Below are 16,744 nucleotides of genomic sequence, written 5' to 3'. Positions count from 1 at the left end.
CGCGATCAGCGCACCTGGAGCGACAGCAGGCGGCACGACAGCGCCTTCTCGGGCTGCACAATGTCGGTGCTGCAGGCCACCGGGCTCGGCAGCACCTGCTTGGCCCCCTTGTCGCCGCTCACCTCTGATATCAGCTTCGCCGTCAGAGTGAAGGATCCGGTACGCGTGACTGCGGGCAGCGAGAGTTCCACGATATTCGCGCCGTCGGATCGCTTCTTCAAAGATGCCGGCTCCAGTTTCGCATTCGCTGTTGCCGCGGTCGTTCCGTTCGCCTGGTCAACAAGAGAGGCCTGAAGCGTCCTGTTCGACGGATATCCCTCGGGCAACCTGATCGGGATTTCCACGGTGACCGACTGGGAGGCACCCAGAGATGCCGCACCAGCACTGACCGGCTTGCCGGCGACGTTGCCAACCTTCAGGAAGGTCGGCTTCGGCATGTCGTTGATCGTCGTCGAATAACCGAATTGCTTGGGGTCGGGCGTGACTTCACTCGGCCCGCATTGGCGCGCCCCTTTGTCGGACTCGGTGAACTGGCAGACGCGGACATAGTCAATCTTGAAGGCCTGCGGAAATGCGGCCTCATCGATCCCATGCCGGCCCGCCCATTCGCTGCCGCCGACGGCGAAATTGAGGTCAACATGCGCGGGCGGCCCGAGCTGGCCATCCTTGCGCAGCCATTGATAATTGCGGGTGTAGATCAGCTTACCATCCCAGAACAACGAAACCTTGTCGGGAGCCCAGAGATAGCCTGCGGTGTGCCAGCCGAGATTGAGATCCTCGCTCGCGTACAGGTTCTGAAACTTGGCCAGGAAATTCCTGTCGACGTAAGTGTACTGCTTTTCGTTGAACGGACCGATTACGTTGGAATGCAGCGAGTTTGCCTTATCCTCAACCCCGTTGATCACGAACTCGAAAATGTCCGCCTCGGGCGGATGCCAAGTCTTGCCGTCGAGGTCGTAGTCGGCCTCGAGCCAGAAGGCCGGAAACACGCCCTTCGCGTTCGGCAGAAACACCCGCGCCTCATAGTAACCATAATAAAAGGTTCGATGGCTTCGGATCATCGCGGACTCGAAGAGGTTGGTTCCCTCCGTCTTTTTGGCCACCAGGCTGAGCACACCGCCGGAGACGACGTGATTGTCGCGATAGCGCTGGTTCTCGTCCTTAAAGTGGTCCATCGTTTCGTTGTTATAGATATAGCGGGTGGCCCATTTCGTCCGGTCAAGCTTGTCGCCGTTGAAGTCGTCCGAAAACACGAGCTCCCAACCGGCAGACCATGCCGGCTTTGTGGGCAACACCGCACTAACAAACAGCAGCGCCAGCAGCGCTGACTTATGAATTCCGGGAGTCATCATCCCTGAGATACCTTTCTCAAATCCAGCGTCATTTACGGAAAGGGCGCCATCGATGTCCAGATCATGCTCCGCATTGACAGCTTCCGGGTGGGCGTTCAGGTTGCCCGGGATGTCGACGTCAGTGAGGCGAATGTCTTACATTTTGCGGGTCCTTCCATGATTGCGGTCGTCAACCATCCCAAAGCGATGGCGGCTGCCCTAACGATGCTTCCCGTCCGGGTTGACGAAGCGAGGCCGGCAAAGGCGGAACACAGTTGCCATCGCTCGTTCCATCGGCTACCCGCTAGGCTTGCTGCAGATTGGCGAGGAAACCCGTGACGGCCGGATTTGCCCCACCCGCGCTCATTATCAATCTTGATCGCGACATTGTTCGATGGCGAAGCCTCTCGGGCGCCCTCGACGGGCTCGGTATCGCCTATCAGAAGGTCCGCGCCGTCGACGCTCGCAAAAAGATCAACCTCATTCGCCGCATCGTTCATCGCGAGTTCGTCTATCCGTCCGAAAACCGTAATCTCACCGATGCCGAGATCGGTTGCTACCTCTCTCACATCTCCGCATTGAAGCGCATCGTGCGGCAGAATCTGTCCGCCGCGATGATCTTCGAGGATGATGTCGTTTTCGACAGCCAGTTTCGACAGTTCTACCAGAATGATCTGCCGAGATTCCTGGCGGTAAGCGATATCGTCAAATTTGAAGGCATTCATTACCCCCACACATCGAAATCCGGCTTCCTGATTGCGCAAGGCGTTACCAGCGAGCTCGTTATTCGCGTGAAACCAACCCTCGGCGCTGCGGCCTATGCCGTAACCAAAGAGGGCGCCATCGCCTTGCTCAAGGCATTCTCTGTCGCTGACCGACCCTTTGATCATAAGCTCGCATATTATGATCGCCATTGGATCGATTACGCGGAGACAGAACCCTTTCTTGCGCGGCAAGCCGACTACACCAGCAATCTCGAGCACGAACGCAAAATATTCGATCTGGACGTTGATGCCTCCCGGCGGCTTCGGCGACTGCAGAATAAACTCAAGGCACCGAGCCGTGCCGCGCTGCGGTTTGCCTACATTGCAAAATTCCTGATCAAGCGCCGGCTGCGCACGCCGAGGCGAGAGTCTCTCGCCTGACAATCACAAAGCTCGCGCGGGCGTACGCCGAAAGCCTCGACCAACTTTGGCAATCAGGACATTGCGGGCCATGACGATTGGCCTGTGCAACGCACGCCCCAGCCAGCCCGCCCGCCGACGCAACCTATTGATCATTGACGTGTCAGCCTTGGATTGGTTCCACTCTATTCGCCGATCGATCTCGATGTTGCTGACAACGGACGCTTGCTGAATCAACAAGGGCCGGATCTCTCCAAACGTAGCATTGTATCCTTCATAGCCAACCAATAGGTGATCAGTCGGCCAATCGAGGATGGAAAGGCGGCTTAACAATGCTTTCGCGCCACGCAGGTTGACCGCGTATCCGGCCGAACCAAGCGTAGGATTCAAAGGCACAATGAGTTTTGTAAACTTCCCACTGGATATGACCGGGCCGGTGCGGGAGGTGTGATCATAGAAAATGCCTTCCAGCTTAACTACGTCGCAACGCGCCAGATAATGCGGCAGCTCAGTGCGATAGAACTCCAGAAAGCTGTCCGAAAACTCGGCATCATCTTCCAGGATGACTGCCCGATCGATGTTTTGTCGCACCATCCGACGCAAAATACCCATATGGGACAGCGTGCAACAGATCTCGCCAGTAGTAAGCGGACGCCCGATCTTCGTATTAATGAAATCCCTTCTGATCACGGAGCGGATCAAGGACAATTTGCGTTTTCCGTCGATTGCCGAAAATCGGCAATAGGGCAGCCCAGCCCGAACCATAAAGTTCCGGATAGTCTCCCAACGCTCCATGTCACGCGTTAGATTAATGATGAAAATCGGAATATTGGTCTCGTTTGCCATCGTGCTTCCGAAAACGCAGGGGTCTTAATCGTGCGACGGTCGAACTGTAGACCAAGCATGCGGCGAGTGCTAGTTAGAGGTCAGGCAGCCAGTTGCCAAGAGCGGGCTCAGCAAATCTCGAAATCTTGCCGCTGACATGACCGTGCCCTAATCTATATTGGACAACGGAGCCTCGACGGCTAATCCCTTACGGTTGAGCAATGAAGAACATCCTTTGGATCTGCGGACGATTGCCTACACCGTTATTCACCGGCGACGCGCTCTACTCTGCGGGCCTGTTGAAAGCGTTGGCGCAGACCAATGAAGCAGCAATCACTCTGGTTGGGACCCGCAGGACTGACGAGCCGGTGGGCGACCATATCCTGAGCCTGCCAAACACCACTTGTGTCGACGTTCCCCCCACCCGCTCGTCAGGCCTCCGGAGTCTGCTTTCGCCCCTTCCGCGAGATGCGTTCAATCTGAGTACGCCCGAACTAAGTCGGTCTCTGGCAAAACTACTGCAGCGAAATTGGGATTGGATCGTGATCGATCACGCCTATTCCGCAGGGCCGCTCTCCGCAGTTCTGCAAAACCGCAAACGCGCATCGATCTGCTATATCTCGCATAACGCCGAGGGGGCCATCCGGCCGCGGATCGCTAGCAGCTTCAACAACCCGCTGCGCCGGACACTCATGCGGCTGGATGCCGAAAAATATCGCAGATTGGAGAACATGATTCTGCAAACTGCAGATGCTGTCACGTGTATCTCTGCCGAGGATGCATCCTACTTCGAGCGGTTCTCGAAGCAGGTCCACATTGTTCCACCGGTCTATCTTGGCTCTGTCTGCCCTGCCCGTCAGATCCAATCCGACTGCCCTCGCTCGTTGCTCCTCCTGGGCTCTTTTGAGTGGGGCGCCAAGCAAAGGAACCTAGAGCTAATCGTGGAAAGCCTGCTACCGGCTCTTCAACAGAATGGAGTTACCCTCAACGTCGTCGGCACAGTCCCGCAGCATTTTCGCGATCGTTTCACCAGCTTCCGCCCGCATTTGTCGTTCCATGGACGTGTCGACGATGTTTCGCCATTTGTCGCCTCCTGCCGCGGGGGGCTGGTGCCGGATTTGCTTGGCGGCGGGTTCAAACTCAAAGTTTTGGACTATGCGTTCCAGCGGCTGCCGATATTCGGTTTACGCAATGCGCTGGCCGGCACCACCGTCACGGAACAATCAGCAATGTTCCCTGCCGACGGCTTGGACAGCCTCGCCGAGACCATCATTCGCAACATCGATGACCTTGCCACGCTCAATCGAAACCAGGATTCACTATTCGAGTTGCTTTCCGCCCGGTTCGGCCTGGAAGCCGGAACCCGTTATCTTTCGAAGGTCTTTCTGTGAGGGGAACGGCATTGTATCTTCGCCGGCAAGTCGCAGCGGGGCCGCTCCAAATGGATGGGCTTCGAGGCCTGCAGACTGTCGACGGACGCTAGATGAGTTCAACCACCACCAGCACCATGGACTCGGCGTCGGGCCCGATCTCGGAACTTCAGTCGGATTTCGAACTGAACTCGACCGGAAAGCGCCTGGTCTCGATCTCGATTTTCTCCGTCCTTTTCCTTGGCCAAATTGCTTACAACATCGGAGAATTTCCGCTCGCATGCGACTTGGTCTGTTACGCTCTGTTGACAGCCTACCTGTTAGCCTCCGGATACGCCGCGCCGAGCGTTCCTTCCCTGTTTGTGTTCATAAGCGTGATCGCGCTCGCCGCGTTTCGTATTCCCTTCGCAACTTCCGGCACGTCCTGGAGCTCGCTTCTGCTTCTGACCGTCCTCTACCTACCATTGTGCTTCCGTTTCAAATGCCGCCCCGGACTTGAACCTGTTCAGGATTACACGCTGAACGCCTATGTCTTGGTAGCGTCCGCGATCGCAGCAACGGCCGTTGTGCAAATCGCGCTGGTCAATGGCCTTCACCTCAAGGCACTCGCGAACATTTACTTTGTATTACCCCAAGCATTGCGCGGCGCCGGCTTCTACACTTTCTTCCGTGAAGAAGGAGGCATCGTAAAAGCCAACGGGTTCTTTCTTCGTGAAGCGGCCGATCTGTCGCTTGTAACGGGGCTCGCCCTCCTCATCGAATATCGTACCAGAAAGAGATCGATCGTATTGGGTCTGCTTGCGGCAGGCTTGCTGTGCTCATTCTCCGGCTCAGGATTGATCGCAGTGTTCGCCGGTTTGCTACTGCCCAAAACGGCGAATCGCATTCCTGCCTTCATCGTCACTGCAGTCGGCGCGGTGCTATTGCTCGTCATTCTCTACAATCTGGAGCTCCCGTTTCTCGCCCCGTGGTTTGACCGCCTGTCTGAGTTTGGAAAGTCCGGAACGAGCGCTTATGCCCGATTTGTGGCCCCAATGGAGATGGTACAAAACAGCCTCGACGGCGGGATATTGAACACGTGGCTCGGCAAGGGCGCCGGCAGCTTCTTCCGGGACCTCTCGCTGGCCCGATTTACCTATGAAGTGGCCGATCCGACCTGGGCCAAGGTAACTTACGAATACGGCCTGCTTGGATTTGTTCTGCTGCTGACGCTGGTCACGATCCGGCTGTATTCGAGTTCCCTGAGGGTCGAGGCTTGCCACTTTTTTCTGGTGAGTTGGATTGGCTTTTCGTTTCTGCTCAAGCCAAATTACTGTCTCTTGATCTGGCTTCTGACCCTCGTGCCGAACGCACGTCGGCTGTCCAGGCCATGACGCCCGTTGTGCCGATATCCCACCGTGGAACGCACTACCTCACCACCCTAAGAACGTTGAGGGCGACCCTCATCAATCTGGGGCGGCTTGTTGGTGCGTAGCGCCAACTTACGAGGGAGCGGGAAAGCTGCCTGGGGCCAGCCACCACCGCTATGGTCCAGAATAACAACGACATTCGCTGGGAGTATGAAAAACCCTGCGGATAGGACAGGGCTCGGAGAAAGTCAGCAATGATGCGTCTTGCGCTGTCCTTCGCGATCGGATGACGGTCGGGCCGCAATGCGTATGACGCAGCGCGCAGGCAAAGAAACAGCATGTTTCTGTTCAACGCCTCAGGGGCGACAGACAACCCAACACTGGCGGCAATTTCGCGAAAATACCCAATCCGTCGCCGGGTGACATCCACTTCTCGGGCGAAGCGGGTGTCTTCCAATTCCAAAAATGCACCGTGATTTGCGCCGTGGACGCGGTAATCCACGAGCGGTTTGGGGATCGTGATCACATCACCAAACGCGGGGGCAGCCGTCACCAAATAGCTGTCGGGCGCTCTGTCCACGAAGTCGGTCTTGAAACTGAAAATTTGATCAACGACCTCGCGTGGATAAGCATTGCCAGACCCCGGCGGGGTTGGGTAGACGCCCGCAGTAATTGCCCACTCACGAATTTGTTGAGGCGTAGGGGTTACAAAATACTGTGGCAGAATACTGCCCGTTGCATCTCCATCTGCATCAATTGTTCGCATTTGAAACTGGAATTTGCTAGCTTTTTCAGACCAAACCGCCGCAATTTCGGTCATTACGTCGGGATGTAGCGCATCGTCGGAATCCAGAAAGATGACGACGTCGCCTGAAGAACGGCGGAATCCATTCACGCACGAGGGCATTTGGCCGGCATTTGCCTGTTCGATAAGCGTAATTCTGTCCGCAAACTTTCCAATCACCTCAAGCGAATTGTCTGTCGATCCATCGTCGACAACGACCACTTCCACCTTAGGCCATCGAATTCCTAACGCACTCCTGATCGCCGCGCCTACAAATTTTGCATAGTTGTAGTTCGGGATGACGACAGAAAGAGCTAATTCACTCGGGTCCCGGGGCATTTCGATCCTGACTGACGAACATTCTGGTCGGTCCATTTTCCCACGCCAGCTTCCTTCATGCTGTCTTGTGATAAGGACACCCCAACCAAGGCGAAGGAAAGTCGCGTGTGGTGAAGAGCCGTGCCACGAAACTGTCTAATTGTGTTCACGGATCTGACCTAACTGGCATGGTACGCGATTTGCTAGCACAACTACAAATCTACGAAGTAGACTTGGAAGTGACGATGTCCGCTGAACTGTATCGGGAACTGTCTTGGCTTCCAAGACCGCCCGAGGATTTCTCTTCTCGCTGCAAAGACCTTTTGATGACCGGGACCGAGTTGGGAGACCAAATCCGGTTTCTCGCGACCCATGCGCTGGATGAGCGGCAGCTTTCGCGATTGGGACGCGCGATTGTCTCGGCCCGCGAGCAGGGACGGTCCCTGCAACCGTTGGCTCCATTTCGGCTTGGCCTGATCGGAAACGGCACCTTGGATCTCATGGTCCCCGTCCTGATTGCGACGGCCGCGCGCCACGGCTTTGCCCTCGAATGCATCACCGGTGCGTACGATCAATTCCTCCAGGACGCCTTGCAGCCGGACTCACGTCTCAACACATCCCGACCAGATGCAGTCCTGGTTGCGCTCGATCACAGAGGCCTTGCGCTTCAACCCAGCCCTGGCAACGAACAGGTTGCCGCTCAGACCATCGACGCCGCAATCGGCCTCCTCAACACCATTCGTGCGGCGATTGCGCGCAACAGCGGCGCTGTCTGCATCGTCCAGACACTTGCGGCTCCTCCAGAAGGGCTGTTCGGATCCTTCGATCGCGCGCTGAGCGGAACGAGCAGAAACCTCGTTGATCGCTTCAATCAAAAGGTGTGCGAGGCGGTCCTCCAGTCAAATGATCTGCTCCTCGACGTTGCAGGCGTTGCTGAAACGGCTGGCCTTGCAAACTGGCATTCCCCGGCACAATGGAATTTGGCTAAACTGCCATTTTCCGATGATTACGTTCCGCTCTACGCAGATCACATCTGCCGGATCATTGGAGCGATGCGCGGCAAGAGTCGCCGATGCCTCGTGCTCGACCTCGACAACACAGTTTGGGGCGGCATCATCGGTGACGATGGACTTGAAGGAATTCAGATCGCGCAAGGCGACGCCACAGGCGAAGCGTTCTTGTCGGTCCAGCAGATTGCCCTCGCCTTGCGTGCACGTGGCGTCGTTCTGGCCGTAAGTTCGAAAAATACGGATGCGATCGCACGGCGTCCCTTCAAGGAACATCCGGACATGCTCCTGAAGGAGGATCACATCGCCGTGTTCCAGGCAAACTGGGATGATAAGGCAACCAACATACGTGCGATCGCAAAGGAATTGGCGCTTGGTCTGGATTCCTTCGTTTTCCTCGACGACAATCCGGTCGAGCGCGGCCTGATCCGGCGCGAAATCCCTGAAGTGGCGGTTCCCGAACTGGACAGCGATCCCGCCAGCTACGCCCGCACCCTCGCGGCAGCAGGCTATTTTGAGGCGATCGCTTTTTCCGATGAAGATCGCGCGCGGGCCGACATGTATCAGGCAAACGCCCGCCGCTTGAATTTGCAGGGACAGACTTCGGACCTTCAGTCCTATCTGCGGTCGCTGGAGATGCGTATCGTGTTCGGCTCCTTCGATCGCACGACGAGGTCGCGCGTTACACAGCTGATCAACAAGAGCAACCAGTTCAATCTGACCACTCGCCGTTATACCGAGCCCCAGATCGAACAGCTCGAGCACGACGGTGATGCGATGACGCTGCACGTCCGACTGCTTGATAAGTTCGGCGACAACGGGATCATTTGTGTCGTCATATGCCGCCCGTCCCGCCCGGGCACCTGGACCATCGACACCTGGCTAATGAGCTGCCGAGTGCTGGGACGGTGCGTCGAACAGGCGGTGCTTGCTGAGATCTTGTTCCGTGCACGCGCTGCAGGCATCTCGACCCTGGAAGGCCTTTACGTTCCAACCGAGCGAAACGAGATGGTCGCCGAACATTATGGAAAGCTTGGATTTACGCGGATAGAAACCGCTTCCGACGGCAGCAGCCGATGGGAGCTGAAAACCGATGCAGAACTCGGCGACCTGCCGATGACTGTGGAGCGTGAACAACTGCAGCTGCAGCCTGCTTAAGCCAACCAATCTTTTTCCCGCAAGCCTTTACGCCCGAGCTGATCGTCGATGAGCCTCACATCTCCACTGTTTTTCGCTTTCCTGGCCGGAGTCATTCTCGCCTATCACATCAGCGAGTCCGTTCCGTATCGCAGGTTGGTGCTCGGATTCGGCAATGCAATCTTCATCGCCAGTTACCTCACCGACTACATCCAGATCCTGCCCCTGCTTGCTTTTCTACTCTTGGGCTATGCATGCGTTTCGATTCTTTCCGTCTGGAAGTCTTCGCTTGCGCTGGGTCTCGCGGTCCTTGGCGTTCTGGCCTGCTATGTCTTCCTGAAGCGGTTTTCCTTCTTCGATGATCTCGGTCGTCTCCCCTTTCCATATTTGACGATCGGGCTGTCCTATATCCTGTTCCGAATCCTGCACATAATGGTCGATGTCCATTCGGGGGACCTCGAAGAGCGAATCGGGCCGACCGCATTCTTCCGCTACACGTGCAATTTTCTGTGCTTTGTGTCCGGTCCGATCCAGCGCTATCAGGACTTTCGCGCCGCAGATGGGATCGCCGTTGTCAAGCTCGACGCAGACGCCGTATTCCGGGCCTTTTCCAGAGTGGTTGCCGGCTACGCGAAATTTGTGATCATCGCCGCTGTGGCAGAGTACGCGTTCTCGTTCCTGAAGCCGCAGCTATTTCAGGCTGGCGACCCGTCGTTCGCGAGGCTGTGCATGCTCTATGCTGCCGCCGCTTCGCTCTACACCGTGTATCTGTACTATAATTTCTCCGGATACATGGACATAGTTCTCGGCAGCGGGGTGCTACTCGGTCAGACCCTGCCGGAAAACTTCGACAAACCTTTCTCTGCCCGCAGCTTCCTCGAGTTTTGGCAGCGTTGGCACATGACGCTCTCACAGTGGTTCAAGTTCTATCTGTTCAATCCGCTCGTCATGCTCCTGATGTCTTGTTTTCCTGCGCCCGCGCTCACGGCCTATCTTGGCGTTTTCGCTTTTTTCGTCACGTTTCTCGTGATGGGCGTTTGGCACGGGACCACGGCCGTGTTCGTCGTCTACGGATTGCTGATGGGGGCTGGCGCTAGCATCAACAAGCTATGGCAGGTCGCCTGCGCGGAACGCCTTGGAAAGAAGCGCTACAGGACGATGACCGAGACCTTGGGCTACGTCTATTTTGCGCGCGGCGTCACAATCAGCTATTTCGTGTTGGCCTTGACATGTCTGTGGACGCCTGAATTGTCCGATTTCACGCGTTTGATTGGCCGGCTTGGCCCTGCCGGGATGTCGGCTGCGTTTGCCGGGATTGCGTTTGCGTTTGGACTGTTCTGGTGGCTGGCTGATCGGGTCGCCCCCCGCCTGACCGCGCCAGCCTTTCTGGCAACCGCGCGCGACAGCCTTGTCGGCCGAAACCTGACGCTGGCGAGCCAGATGATGGTCATCGTCGCGGTCACCGCGTTGCTCCATAAGTCTCCCGACTTCGTCTACAAGGCGTTCTAAGTTGAGATATATCCTTCGACAGACCGCGCTGACCTTTGCATCATTCGCGTTTCTCTATGTTCTGATTGGCGGCCTGTCCTACTTGGTGTTCCCAGACCCTTCGCACGGAGGGCCTCGCGACTTTCAGGTGGCAGAGCGCACACTGTTCATGACAGTGCCGAAGTACGTGTTCCTCGGGCGCAGCGTGCTCGACACTCCGGACAGCAAGGTGCTTATCGTAGGAGCCTCCAACACGGCCGTCGGCTTCATCCAGAAGCTCATCCAGCCGAAACTGGCGTGCGCCAAGGTTAGCAATCTCGCGATGGGCGGCGCAAACATATCGGAGGTTGCTCAGGTCATCGATCTTGTGCGCGAGACGCAGAGCAGGCCCAGTGCTGCGCACAATACGTTCGTCATTGGGGTTTGGTATGGGATGTTTGCGGATTCCGACATCAGATTTGCTGATCCCGATCGGAATCGCGGAGAATCCGACCTCGATATTGAGAAGTACCGATACGGCTTCTACCGCCGGACCGCCAATGGCCCCGTCGCGGTCCTACCTTCCAAGTGGCTGGATGCCGGCGTCATGGCAATTCGCCCGCTTCTCCTTGTCGAGAAGGCTGCACGCGAAGCCAGAACGGGCGTCAATCTGCTCCTGACCGGGCGCCGGTCCGCACAACGGACCGAGGTTGAACGTGAGGCTGCGGTGATGTCGGAACAGGACAAGAAAAAGGCCCTAGAATATTGGCAGGAAAGCATGGGGTTCAAGAGTGGGATTTCCGAGACGCAGTTCAACCTACTGAGGAGCACGGTTGCGTCGTTACTTGATTCGGGAGAGCGGGTCGTACTCGTCGATCTTCCGATCCCGTCGTGGCACCGCGACGCAAGTCCGTATCAGCTCGGCTACGAACAAAAGCTTCAGGAATTGTCCGGGCAGTTCAAGGAACGATCAAATTTCATCTCAATATCGATGGGCGATCTTGACGGAAATTTGGATTACTCTGACGAGGTGCATGCAAAGCGACACTTGGCCAACATCTGGTCGGAAAGATTGGCTGGCATCTTGAGTTCTTTTGCCTGTCAGGAGAAGACTAACAAGCCAAAGGTCTCATCGAGAGCTCCCGAACAGGCTACGGCAGCCTCGTCCGATCATTGAATAGTCACCAACGGTCAATGCGCGAACATCGACGTTAAGGATATTCACTATGGATCAAGCTCAAATCTACGCGAAGCTCACATCTGTCTTCCGCGACGTGCTCGATGAGGACGACCTCGCCCTGACAGCGGCAACCACGGCCGATGACGTTGACGGCTGGGATAGCTTGTCTCACATTCGTCTCGTTCTGGCGGTCTCGAAATCCTTTGGCGTGAAGTTCTCCGCATCTGAGATCGGCGGATTGAAGAACGTTGGCGAGTTCGTCGAACTGATCCAGAAGAAGAGCTGAGAGACCGAGTTGTCGGAATCCAGCGAGATTGCTCCAGCCTTGGCTAACCTCGCCTTTCATCATTTCGGCTTGGCTGTCGCCTCTCCGGATGACGCATTTCGGTATCTGGCGTCGCTTGGCTATCGCGCGGGGAATTCGGCGTTTGACCCACTCCAGCGGGTCAACCTTGCCATGCGCCACCATCCGATGATGCCTGACGTTGAGGTGATTTGGCCTGGTGATGGCCCCTCTCCGATCGACAGGCTGATCAAGAAAACAGGCACGATGATCTACCATTTATGCTACGCATGTGCCGACGCTGACGCGGCGCTTACCGCCCTTTCGGCCGCTGGCATGGAGATCCTAACGGTTAGCCCCCCCACGCCAGCCATTTTGTTCGGTGGCCAGCACGTTTCGTTTCACCATATTTCAGGTTTCGGTCTCATCGAGATTTTGCATACTGGCTCGCCTGGGACCGTAAATGTCCGGCACATGGACAGTCGATGACAAGCAAGACCATTCGAAGAATTCCAACGCAAGCCAGCGTTGTTTTCGGAGCACTGCTGATCGCGCTGGCGATCTCCGGCAGATCGGCTCAAGCTCAACTCGGAAGAACGACCGCGCCCGTTTCCGGTGGCACGGGAGTTGCTTCGCAACCTCCCAATGCCTTTCAGGGAATGACCGGAACGTACGCGCCGCCACACAAGACGCCGGATGGCCGAGCCTGCATCGCGGTCCACCCCATGACGCGCGCGCAAATCGTCAACCCCAAAATCATTGATCAGATCGTTATCATCAACAACATATGCGGCCAGTCGATCAAAGTCCGAGTCTGCTATGCCGGCAGCAACGATTGCATTAATGTACCTTTGGGGGGATATGAGAGGTTACAGAGAACGTTGGGCGTTGGGGCCGGCTCAACTTCCTTCAGATATGAATATCGTGAGCTATACTGAACTTCTTGCAGCCGCAGCGCTCAGGCTCGCCTGCATGCCTAAGACGCGCGATATCCACTGGCTCGGGTCCCCGAGCACGGGCACACTGATGAAGAGAGTTCGACCCAAAGCCTATACGGCTCGTTTCACGTCGCGCGGCGTTGCCGGGTTTAGTCTTGCCTGCGTATTGGCCGCGTTCATTTTCATGTCGCTGACTTCCTCCCCAAGCCAAGGGGGAGAGCTTCCGGCCGCGGAGTATACCCTCCAACTCAATCGCGCCATATCGCCCGCGTCGGGCGGAACGATTCTGGCCGCCTCTGACGGTCTGTTCACGCGGGCAGGGCTTAGCGTGCGCGTGGTGGCCGGCTCGGGAGACGCTGACGCAATAGGTGCAGTTGCGGTCGACGAGAATACCATTGGGATCGCATCGGCTGCGGCGTTCCTCAAAGCGCGATCGGAAGGGCTCGCAATAGTCGCCTTCGCCGGATGCTATGCGGCGAGTCCAGTCGAGTTTTTTACCCTGCCCGACACCACGCTGCTGCGGCCATCGGATCTGGAGGGAAAGCGAATAGGGTACAAGAGGGGACCCGAGCTTTCTGTCGTTCTCTACGAGTTTGTTGCGAAGAACTCCCTGGCACAAAGCAAGCTCCTCCCAATCGAAAGTGAGGACCCTTTGCAGGATCTGCTGGACCGGAGAATAGACGTGCTTCTTGGTCGCCTCGACATTGAAGGTCAGGAGTTGGCGCGGAGGAACATAGGGTACAAGACGCTAAGTCCCGCCTCCTATGGCGTGCGCGCAGCAGGACCAGTCTACTTTGTTCAAGAGCGCACCCTCGGTAAGCGGCGCAGTCTCGAGAAATTCGTCATCGCGACCGCTGCGGGCTGGAACGCTGCATACGCCGACTACGAGCGAACAATCCCCATCATCGCCAACTCTATTGATACGCCTCTTTCGCGGCCGCTGATTGCTCGACTCATGGATGCGCAGCGTGGTTTCTTGCGACCCTATGGGACAAGGTTTGGTGAGCTGGATGAGAGGCGCATTCACGTGCTTCATGCACAGCTTTTGCAGCGACGTCTCCTACAAGAAACGGTCGATCTGACCCGCGCGGTCAACTACGACATTCTGAAAGAGGCCTATCGTAGCGAGGCGAATAACCTAAGTCGCGATGAGCGCTGATCAGATGTCTAACGCTACTCAAGCTATCATTTTTGGCGGCGCAGGTTTTATTGGAACCCATCTGGCAACATGCCTCGTGGCATCGCAAAGGTATAAGCGCGTCGTATCGGTCGACATCGGCCAGCCCAGGGCCAATGTAGCCGGCGTCGAATACCTGCACCATGATGTGCGGCAGACCATCGATCCCGGCATTTCGGACGGGAGCCCCACCGACATTTTCAACCTCGCTGCGATCCATGTTACCCCGGGGCACCCGGACGGTGATTACTATTATACGAACGTTCTTGGAGCCGTGAACGTCTGCAGATTCGCCAACGCGATTGGCTGCAGCAACATAGTCTTCACAAGTTCCATCTCGATCTACGGACCAAGCGAAGCAGCCCTTGATGAAGAGGCCACGCCCGCGCCCGTGAGCGCTTACGGGCGCTCAAAGCTCGCAGCCGAGAAAATCCATCTGCTCTGGCAATCCGAAGCCCTTGATCGGAAGCTCACGATCGTTCGCCCCGCCGTCATCTACGGACTTCACGAGCGGGGAAACTTCACCAGGCTTTCGCGGCTGCTGAAAAGGAACTCCTTTGTCTATCCGGGGCGGACAGACACGATCAAATCGTGCGGCTACGTAAAAGATCTCGTCTCGTCCATGATGCACATGTCGAACCAGCATGACGGTGTGTCCATCTATAATTTCTCTTTTGAGCGCAGATATACAATCAGCGAAATCTGCGCTGCGTTCTCGTGCGTCGCTGCCTACAGAAAACCGCGGCTGACCATTCCAATCTGGTTCATGAATCTCGCCGTACTTCCCTTTGAAGCCCTGCATTCGGCTGGCCTCAAGACGGGCATCAATCGGGACCGCGTAAGGAAGCTATGGTTCTCGACGAACATTCTGCCTAAACGACTTGTCGAAAGCGGCTTCAAATTTTCGTACGATCTGGAGAGCTCGCTTGTCGAATGGAAGCGCGAGTCGGCTCTAAGGGACTTCGATTGATGTCGTTACTTGGTCGCGATCAACAATCCTTGATCAAGAGCAGAGCGGATGTTCGTACAATCGGCGATGAAGAGAAGCCTAGTTATCCAGCGATGCTCGCAGCATCGGGTCTCTGTACCCTGATTGCCTTGGCACCGCTTCCCTTCGCATCCATGGATATGCGAATTATCGCGGTTTGGGTGTTGTTGCTTTCCGGGGTGCTTTTGCTGACGGTCCCGCAGGAGATTAGCTCGCGAGACCTTGCTTTCCTGTGCGGATTCGCCGCGATCTCGTTATCTTGGGTATTCGTCGTCAGCGAGCAATTGAGTGAAACGTCGCTGCTATCTCGCCGACTGGCGGCCCCAATTTGGGGGCAGACTTCCGCAGTCCTGGGCGAGCAATTGAGCGGCTCGATTTCTGTAGCCCTCAATCAGCCCTTCTTCTCGGCCGGATCGCAGATCGCTTGCCTCCTGTCCATGCTGTGCGGGTATCTAGTTGGCCGCAACCGGCACACCGCCCGCTTGTTGCTGGTGTCATTTTTGGGCTCGACCTTGGCCTATGCTATCTATGGACTGATCGCCCATAGTTTCTGGCCGGACTATTTGCTATGGCACCGGAAGTACAACTATTTGGGTTCGCTCACTGCAACCTTCATCAATCCGAATGTTGCAGCTTGCTATTTCGGGGCCGCAACCATTGGATGGGTTCTTGTCTTCGCTGCAATGGGAGGAGATCGCCCCAGCGAACCGCCGCTTCCGTGGCGCGAGTGGGTCAGGTCTCGCCTGCACACCTTCTCGCCGCTAAGAACTCTTGGTCTGCTGGCATGCTTTGCAATGCTCTCCACAACGATGCTGACGGGATCGCGCGCGGGCTCGGTCCTAGCGCTGCTGTGCCTGGCCGGTGCGCTTGGAACCTACTTTCGCCGGGGGCTGCAGAAACGGGGGCTGCTCTGGATTTTTCCGATTGCGGCCATGCTTCTGATTGTCGGCGTCATTTCGATCCTCGCGCCCATGGTCAACCGAAGGTTCGGCGTGCAAGGATTCTTTGATTCGGGTCGCTGGCAGGCCTACGCATCGACGATGGAAATAATCAGAGACTTTCCCTGGCTCGGTTCTGGCCTGGGCACCTTTCGCTGGGTCTTTCCAGAATATCGAAGCGGCGACATTGCGTCATATGGGGTCTGGGATCAGGCGCATAATTCGACGCTCGAAGCGGCCGCCGAAATGGGCATTCCCTTCGCCCTTTTCTTGGGGATCGGTTGGCTCGTTTCCTTGGTCGTCCTGGTCCGAGGAATGTTAGGGCGTAACCGTGACGCGATCCTCCCGACCGCGGCCTTTTGGATTGGCCTATTGGCGATCCTTCATTCGCAGGTTGATTTTCCGCTGCAAGTTCCTGGCTTCGCTCTGGCAATCTGCCCCATTTTGGGCATGGGCATGGCTCAATCATTTTCGAGTAGAGCCAACGCGTTAACCCATCCTTTCAATAGGTCCTGAGCGGCTGTACAT

Annotated in this window: 15 protein-coding genes; 12 read left to right on the top strand and 3 right to left on the bottom strand. The window is 56.6% G+C overall.

Annotation, left to right across the window (positions count from 1 at the left end; genetic code table 11):
- Positions 1 to 5: 5 nt before the first annotated feature.
- The gene (locus tag XI08_RS02185) at positions 6 to 1,352 is read right to left on the bottom strand and encodes a glycoside hydrolase family 16 protein (protein ID WP_271573171.1); all 1,347 of its coding nucleotides are present in this window, start codon (positions 1,350 to 1,352) and stop codon (positions 6 to 8) included.
- Between the two features lie 314 nt (positions 1,353 to 1,666).
- Between XI08_RS02185 and XI08_RS02180 the strand changes: the two genes are divergently transcribed.
- Complete coding sequence (locus XI08_RS02180) at positions 1,667 to 2,476, top strand: glycosyltransferase family 25 protein (protein ID WP_271573170.1); 810 nt, start codon at positions 1,667 to 1,669, stop codon at positions 2,474 to 2,476.
- Positions 2,477 to 2,479: 3 nt separating this feature from the next.
- On the opposite strand, the gene XI08_RS02175 is transcribed toward XI08_RS02180, so the two are convergent.
- Complete coding sequence (locus XI08_RS02175; RefSeq protein WP_271573169.1) at positions 2,480 to 3,301, bottom strand: glycosyltransferase family 25 protein; 822 nt, start codon at positions 3,299 to 3,301, stop codon at positions 2,480 to 2,482.
- Positions 3,302 to 3,501: 200 nt separating this feature from the next.
- Here XI08_RS02175 and XI08_RS02170 point away from each other — a divergent pair, with 200 nt between their 5' ends.
- Together XI08_RS02170 and XI08_RS02165 are read left to right on the top strand one after the other, a co-directional pair.
- Positions 3,502 to 4,671 carry a glycosyltransferase gene (locus XI08_RS02170; RefSeq protein ID WP_271573168.1) on the top strand — a complete coding sequence of 390 codons (1,170 nt, stop codon included), beginning with the start codon at positions 3,502 to 3,504 and terminating at the stop codon, positions 4,669 to 4,671.
- A gap of 92 nt (positions 4,672 to 4,763) precedes the next feature.
- Positions 4,764 to 6,023, top strand: coding sequence for a hypothetical protein (locus tag XI08_RS02165; protein WP_271573167.1), 1,260 nt, complete (start codon positions 4,764 to 4,766; stop codon positions 6,021 to 6,023).
- 34 nt (positions 6,024 to 6,057) lie between these two features.
- Here XI08_RS02165 and XI08_RS02160 read toward each other — a convergent pair whose 3' ends face one another.
- Positions 6,058 to 7,158, bottom strand: coding sequence for a glycosyltransferase family 2 protein (locus tag XI08_RS02160; protein ID WP_135177766.1), 1,101 nt, complete (start codon positions 7,156 to 7,158; stop codon positions 6,058 to 6,060).
- A 188-nt stretch (positions 7,159 to 7,346) separates the two neighbouring features.
- Between XI08_RS02160 and XI08_RS02155 the strand changes: the two genes are divergently transcribed.
- From XI08_RS02155 to XI08_RS02115, 9 genes are all read left to right on the top strand, one after another.
- The gene (locus tag XI08_RS02155) at positions 7,347 to 9,266 is read left to right on the top strand and encodes an HAD-IIIC family phosphatase (RefSeq protein ID WP_271573166.1); all 1,920 of its coding nucleotides are present in this window, start codon (positions 7,347 to 7,349) and stop codon (positions 9,264 to 9,266) included.
- 48 nt (positions 9,267 to 9,314) lie between these two features.
- Positions 9,315 to 10,754 carry an MBOAT family O-acyltransferase gene (locus tag XI08_RS02150; RefSeq protein WP_271573165.1) on the top strand — a complete coding sequence of 480 codons (1,440 nt, stop codon included), beginning with the start codon at positions 9,315 to 9,317 and terminating at the stop codon, positions 10,752 to 10,754.
- A gap of 1 nt (position 10,755) precedes the next feature.
- On the top strand, positions 10,756 to 11,889 hold the full coding sequence (locus XI08_RS02145; RefSeq protein WP_271573164.1) for a hypothetical protein: 1,134 nt from the start codon (positions 10,756 to 10,758) through the stop codon (positions 11,887 to 11,889).
- 49 nt (positions 11,890 to 11,938) lie between these two features.
- Positions 11,939 to 12,178 (top strand): acyl carrier protein, encoded by a 240-nt coding sequence (locus XI08_RS02140; RefSeq protein WP_135177770.1) that lies wholly within the window; start codon positions 11,939 to 11,941, stop codon positions 12,176 to 12,178.
- A gap of 9 nt (positions 12,179 to 12,187) precedes the next feature.
- A complete protein-coding gene (locus tag XI08_RS02135; protein WP_271573163.1) occupies positions 12,188 to 12,664 on the top strand; it encodes a VOC family protein in 477 nt (158 codons plus the stop codon).
- On the top strand, positions 12,661 to 13,113 hold the full coding sequence (locus XI08_RS02130) for a hypothetical protein (RefSeq protein WP_271573162.1): 453 nt from the start codon (positions 12,661 to 12,663) through the stop codon (positions 13,111 to 13,113). The genes XI08_RS02135 and XI08_RS02130 overlap by 4 nt, the downstream gene beginning before the upstream one ends.
- Positions 13,114 to 13,201: 88 nt before the next feature.
- Positions 13,202 to 14,272, top strand: a complete 1,071-nt coding sequence (locus XI08_RS02125) for an ABC transporter substrate-binding protein (RefSeq protein WP_271573161.1) — start codon at positions 13,202 to 13,204, stop codon at positions 14,270 to 14,272.
- The gene (locus XI08_RS02120; protein WP_271573160.1) at positions 14,262 to 15,260 is read left to right on the top strand and encodes an NAD-dependent epimerase/dehydratase family protein; all 999 of its coding nucleotides are present in this window, start codon (positions 14,262 to 14,264) and stop codon (positions 15,258 to 15,260) included. Before XI08_RS02125 ends, XI08_RS02120 begins: the two co-directional genes overlap by 11 nt.
- Complete coding sequence (locus tag XI08_RS02115; protein ID WP_271573159.1) at positions 15,260 to 16,732, top strand: O-antigen ligase family protein; 1,473 nt, start codon at positions 15,260 to 15,262, stop codon at positions 16,730 to 16,732. The genes XI08_RS02120 and XI08_RS02115 overlap by 1 nt, the downstream gene beginning before the upstream one ends.
- Positions 16,733 to 16,744: the final 12 nt, after the last annotated feature.

This window comes from Bradyrhizobium sp. CCBAU 11361 (assembly GCF_028128935.1).
GTDB classification, from domain to species: domain Bacteria; phylum Pseudomonadota; class Alphaproteobacteria; order Rhizobiales; family Xanthobacteraceae; genus Bradyrhizobium; species Bradyrhizobium niftali.
This window is presented reverse-complemented; position numbering and strand designations above follow the sequence as displayed.

Excerpts from the sequence above, each read along its gene's own strand:
- XI08_RS02185 (WP_271573171.1), bottom strand. The coding sequence starts at position 1,352 with ATGATGACTCCCGGAATTCATAAGTCAGCGCTGCTGGCGCTGCTGTTT.
- XI08_RS02175 (WP_271573169.1), bottom strand. The coding sequence starts at position 3,301 with ATGGCAAACGAGACCAATATTCCGATTTTCATCATTAATCTAACGCGT.
- XI08_RS02170 (WP_271573168.1), top strand. The coding sequence starts at position 3,502 with ATGAAGAACATCCTTTGGATCTGCGGACGATTGCCTACACCGTTATTC.
- XI08_RS02165 (WP_271573167.1), top strand. The coding sequence starts at position 4,764 with ATGAGTTCAACCACCACCAGCACCATGGACTCGGCGTCGGGCCCGATC.
- XI08_RS02160 (WP_135177766.1), bottom strand. The coding sequence starts at position 7,158 with ATGGACCGACCAGAATGTTCGTCAGTCAGGATCGAAATGCCCCGGGAC.
- XI08_RS02155 (WP_271573166.1), top strand. The coding sequence starts at position 7,347 with ATGTCCGCTGAACTGTATCGGGAACTGTCTTGGCTTCCAAGACCGCCC.
- XI08_RS02150 (WP_271573165.1), top strand. The coding sequence starts at position 9,315 with ATGAGCCTCACATCTCCACTGTTTTTCGCTTTCCTGGCCGGAGTCATT.
- XI08_RS02140 (WP_135177770.1), top strand. The coding sequence starts at position 11,939 with ATGGATCAAGCTCAAATCTACGCGAAGCTCACATCTGTCTTCCGCGAC.
- XI08_RS02130 (WP_271573162.1), top strand. The coding sequence starts at position 12,661 with ATGACAAGCAAGACCATTCGAAGAATTCCAACGCAAGCCAGCGTTGTT.
- XI08_RS02125 (WP_271573161.1), top strand. The coding sequence starts at position 13,202 with ATGAAGAGAGTTCGACCCAAAGCCTATACGGCTCGTTTCACGTCGCGC.
- XI08_RS02120 (WP_271573160.1), top strand. The coding sequence starts at position 14,262 with ATGAGCGCTGATCAGATGTCTAACGCTACTCAAGCTATCATTTTTGGC.
- XI08_RS02115 (WP_271573159.1), top strand. The coding sequence starts at position 15,260 with ATGTCGTTACTTGGTCGCGATCAACAATCCTTGATCAAGAGCAGAGCG.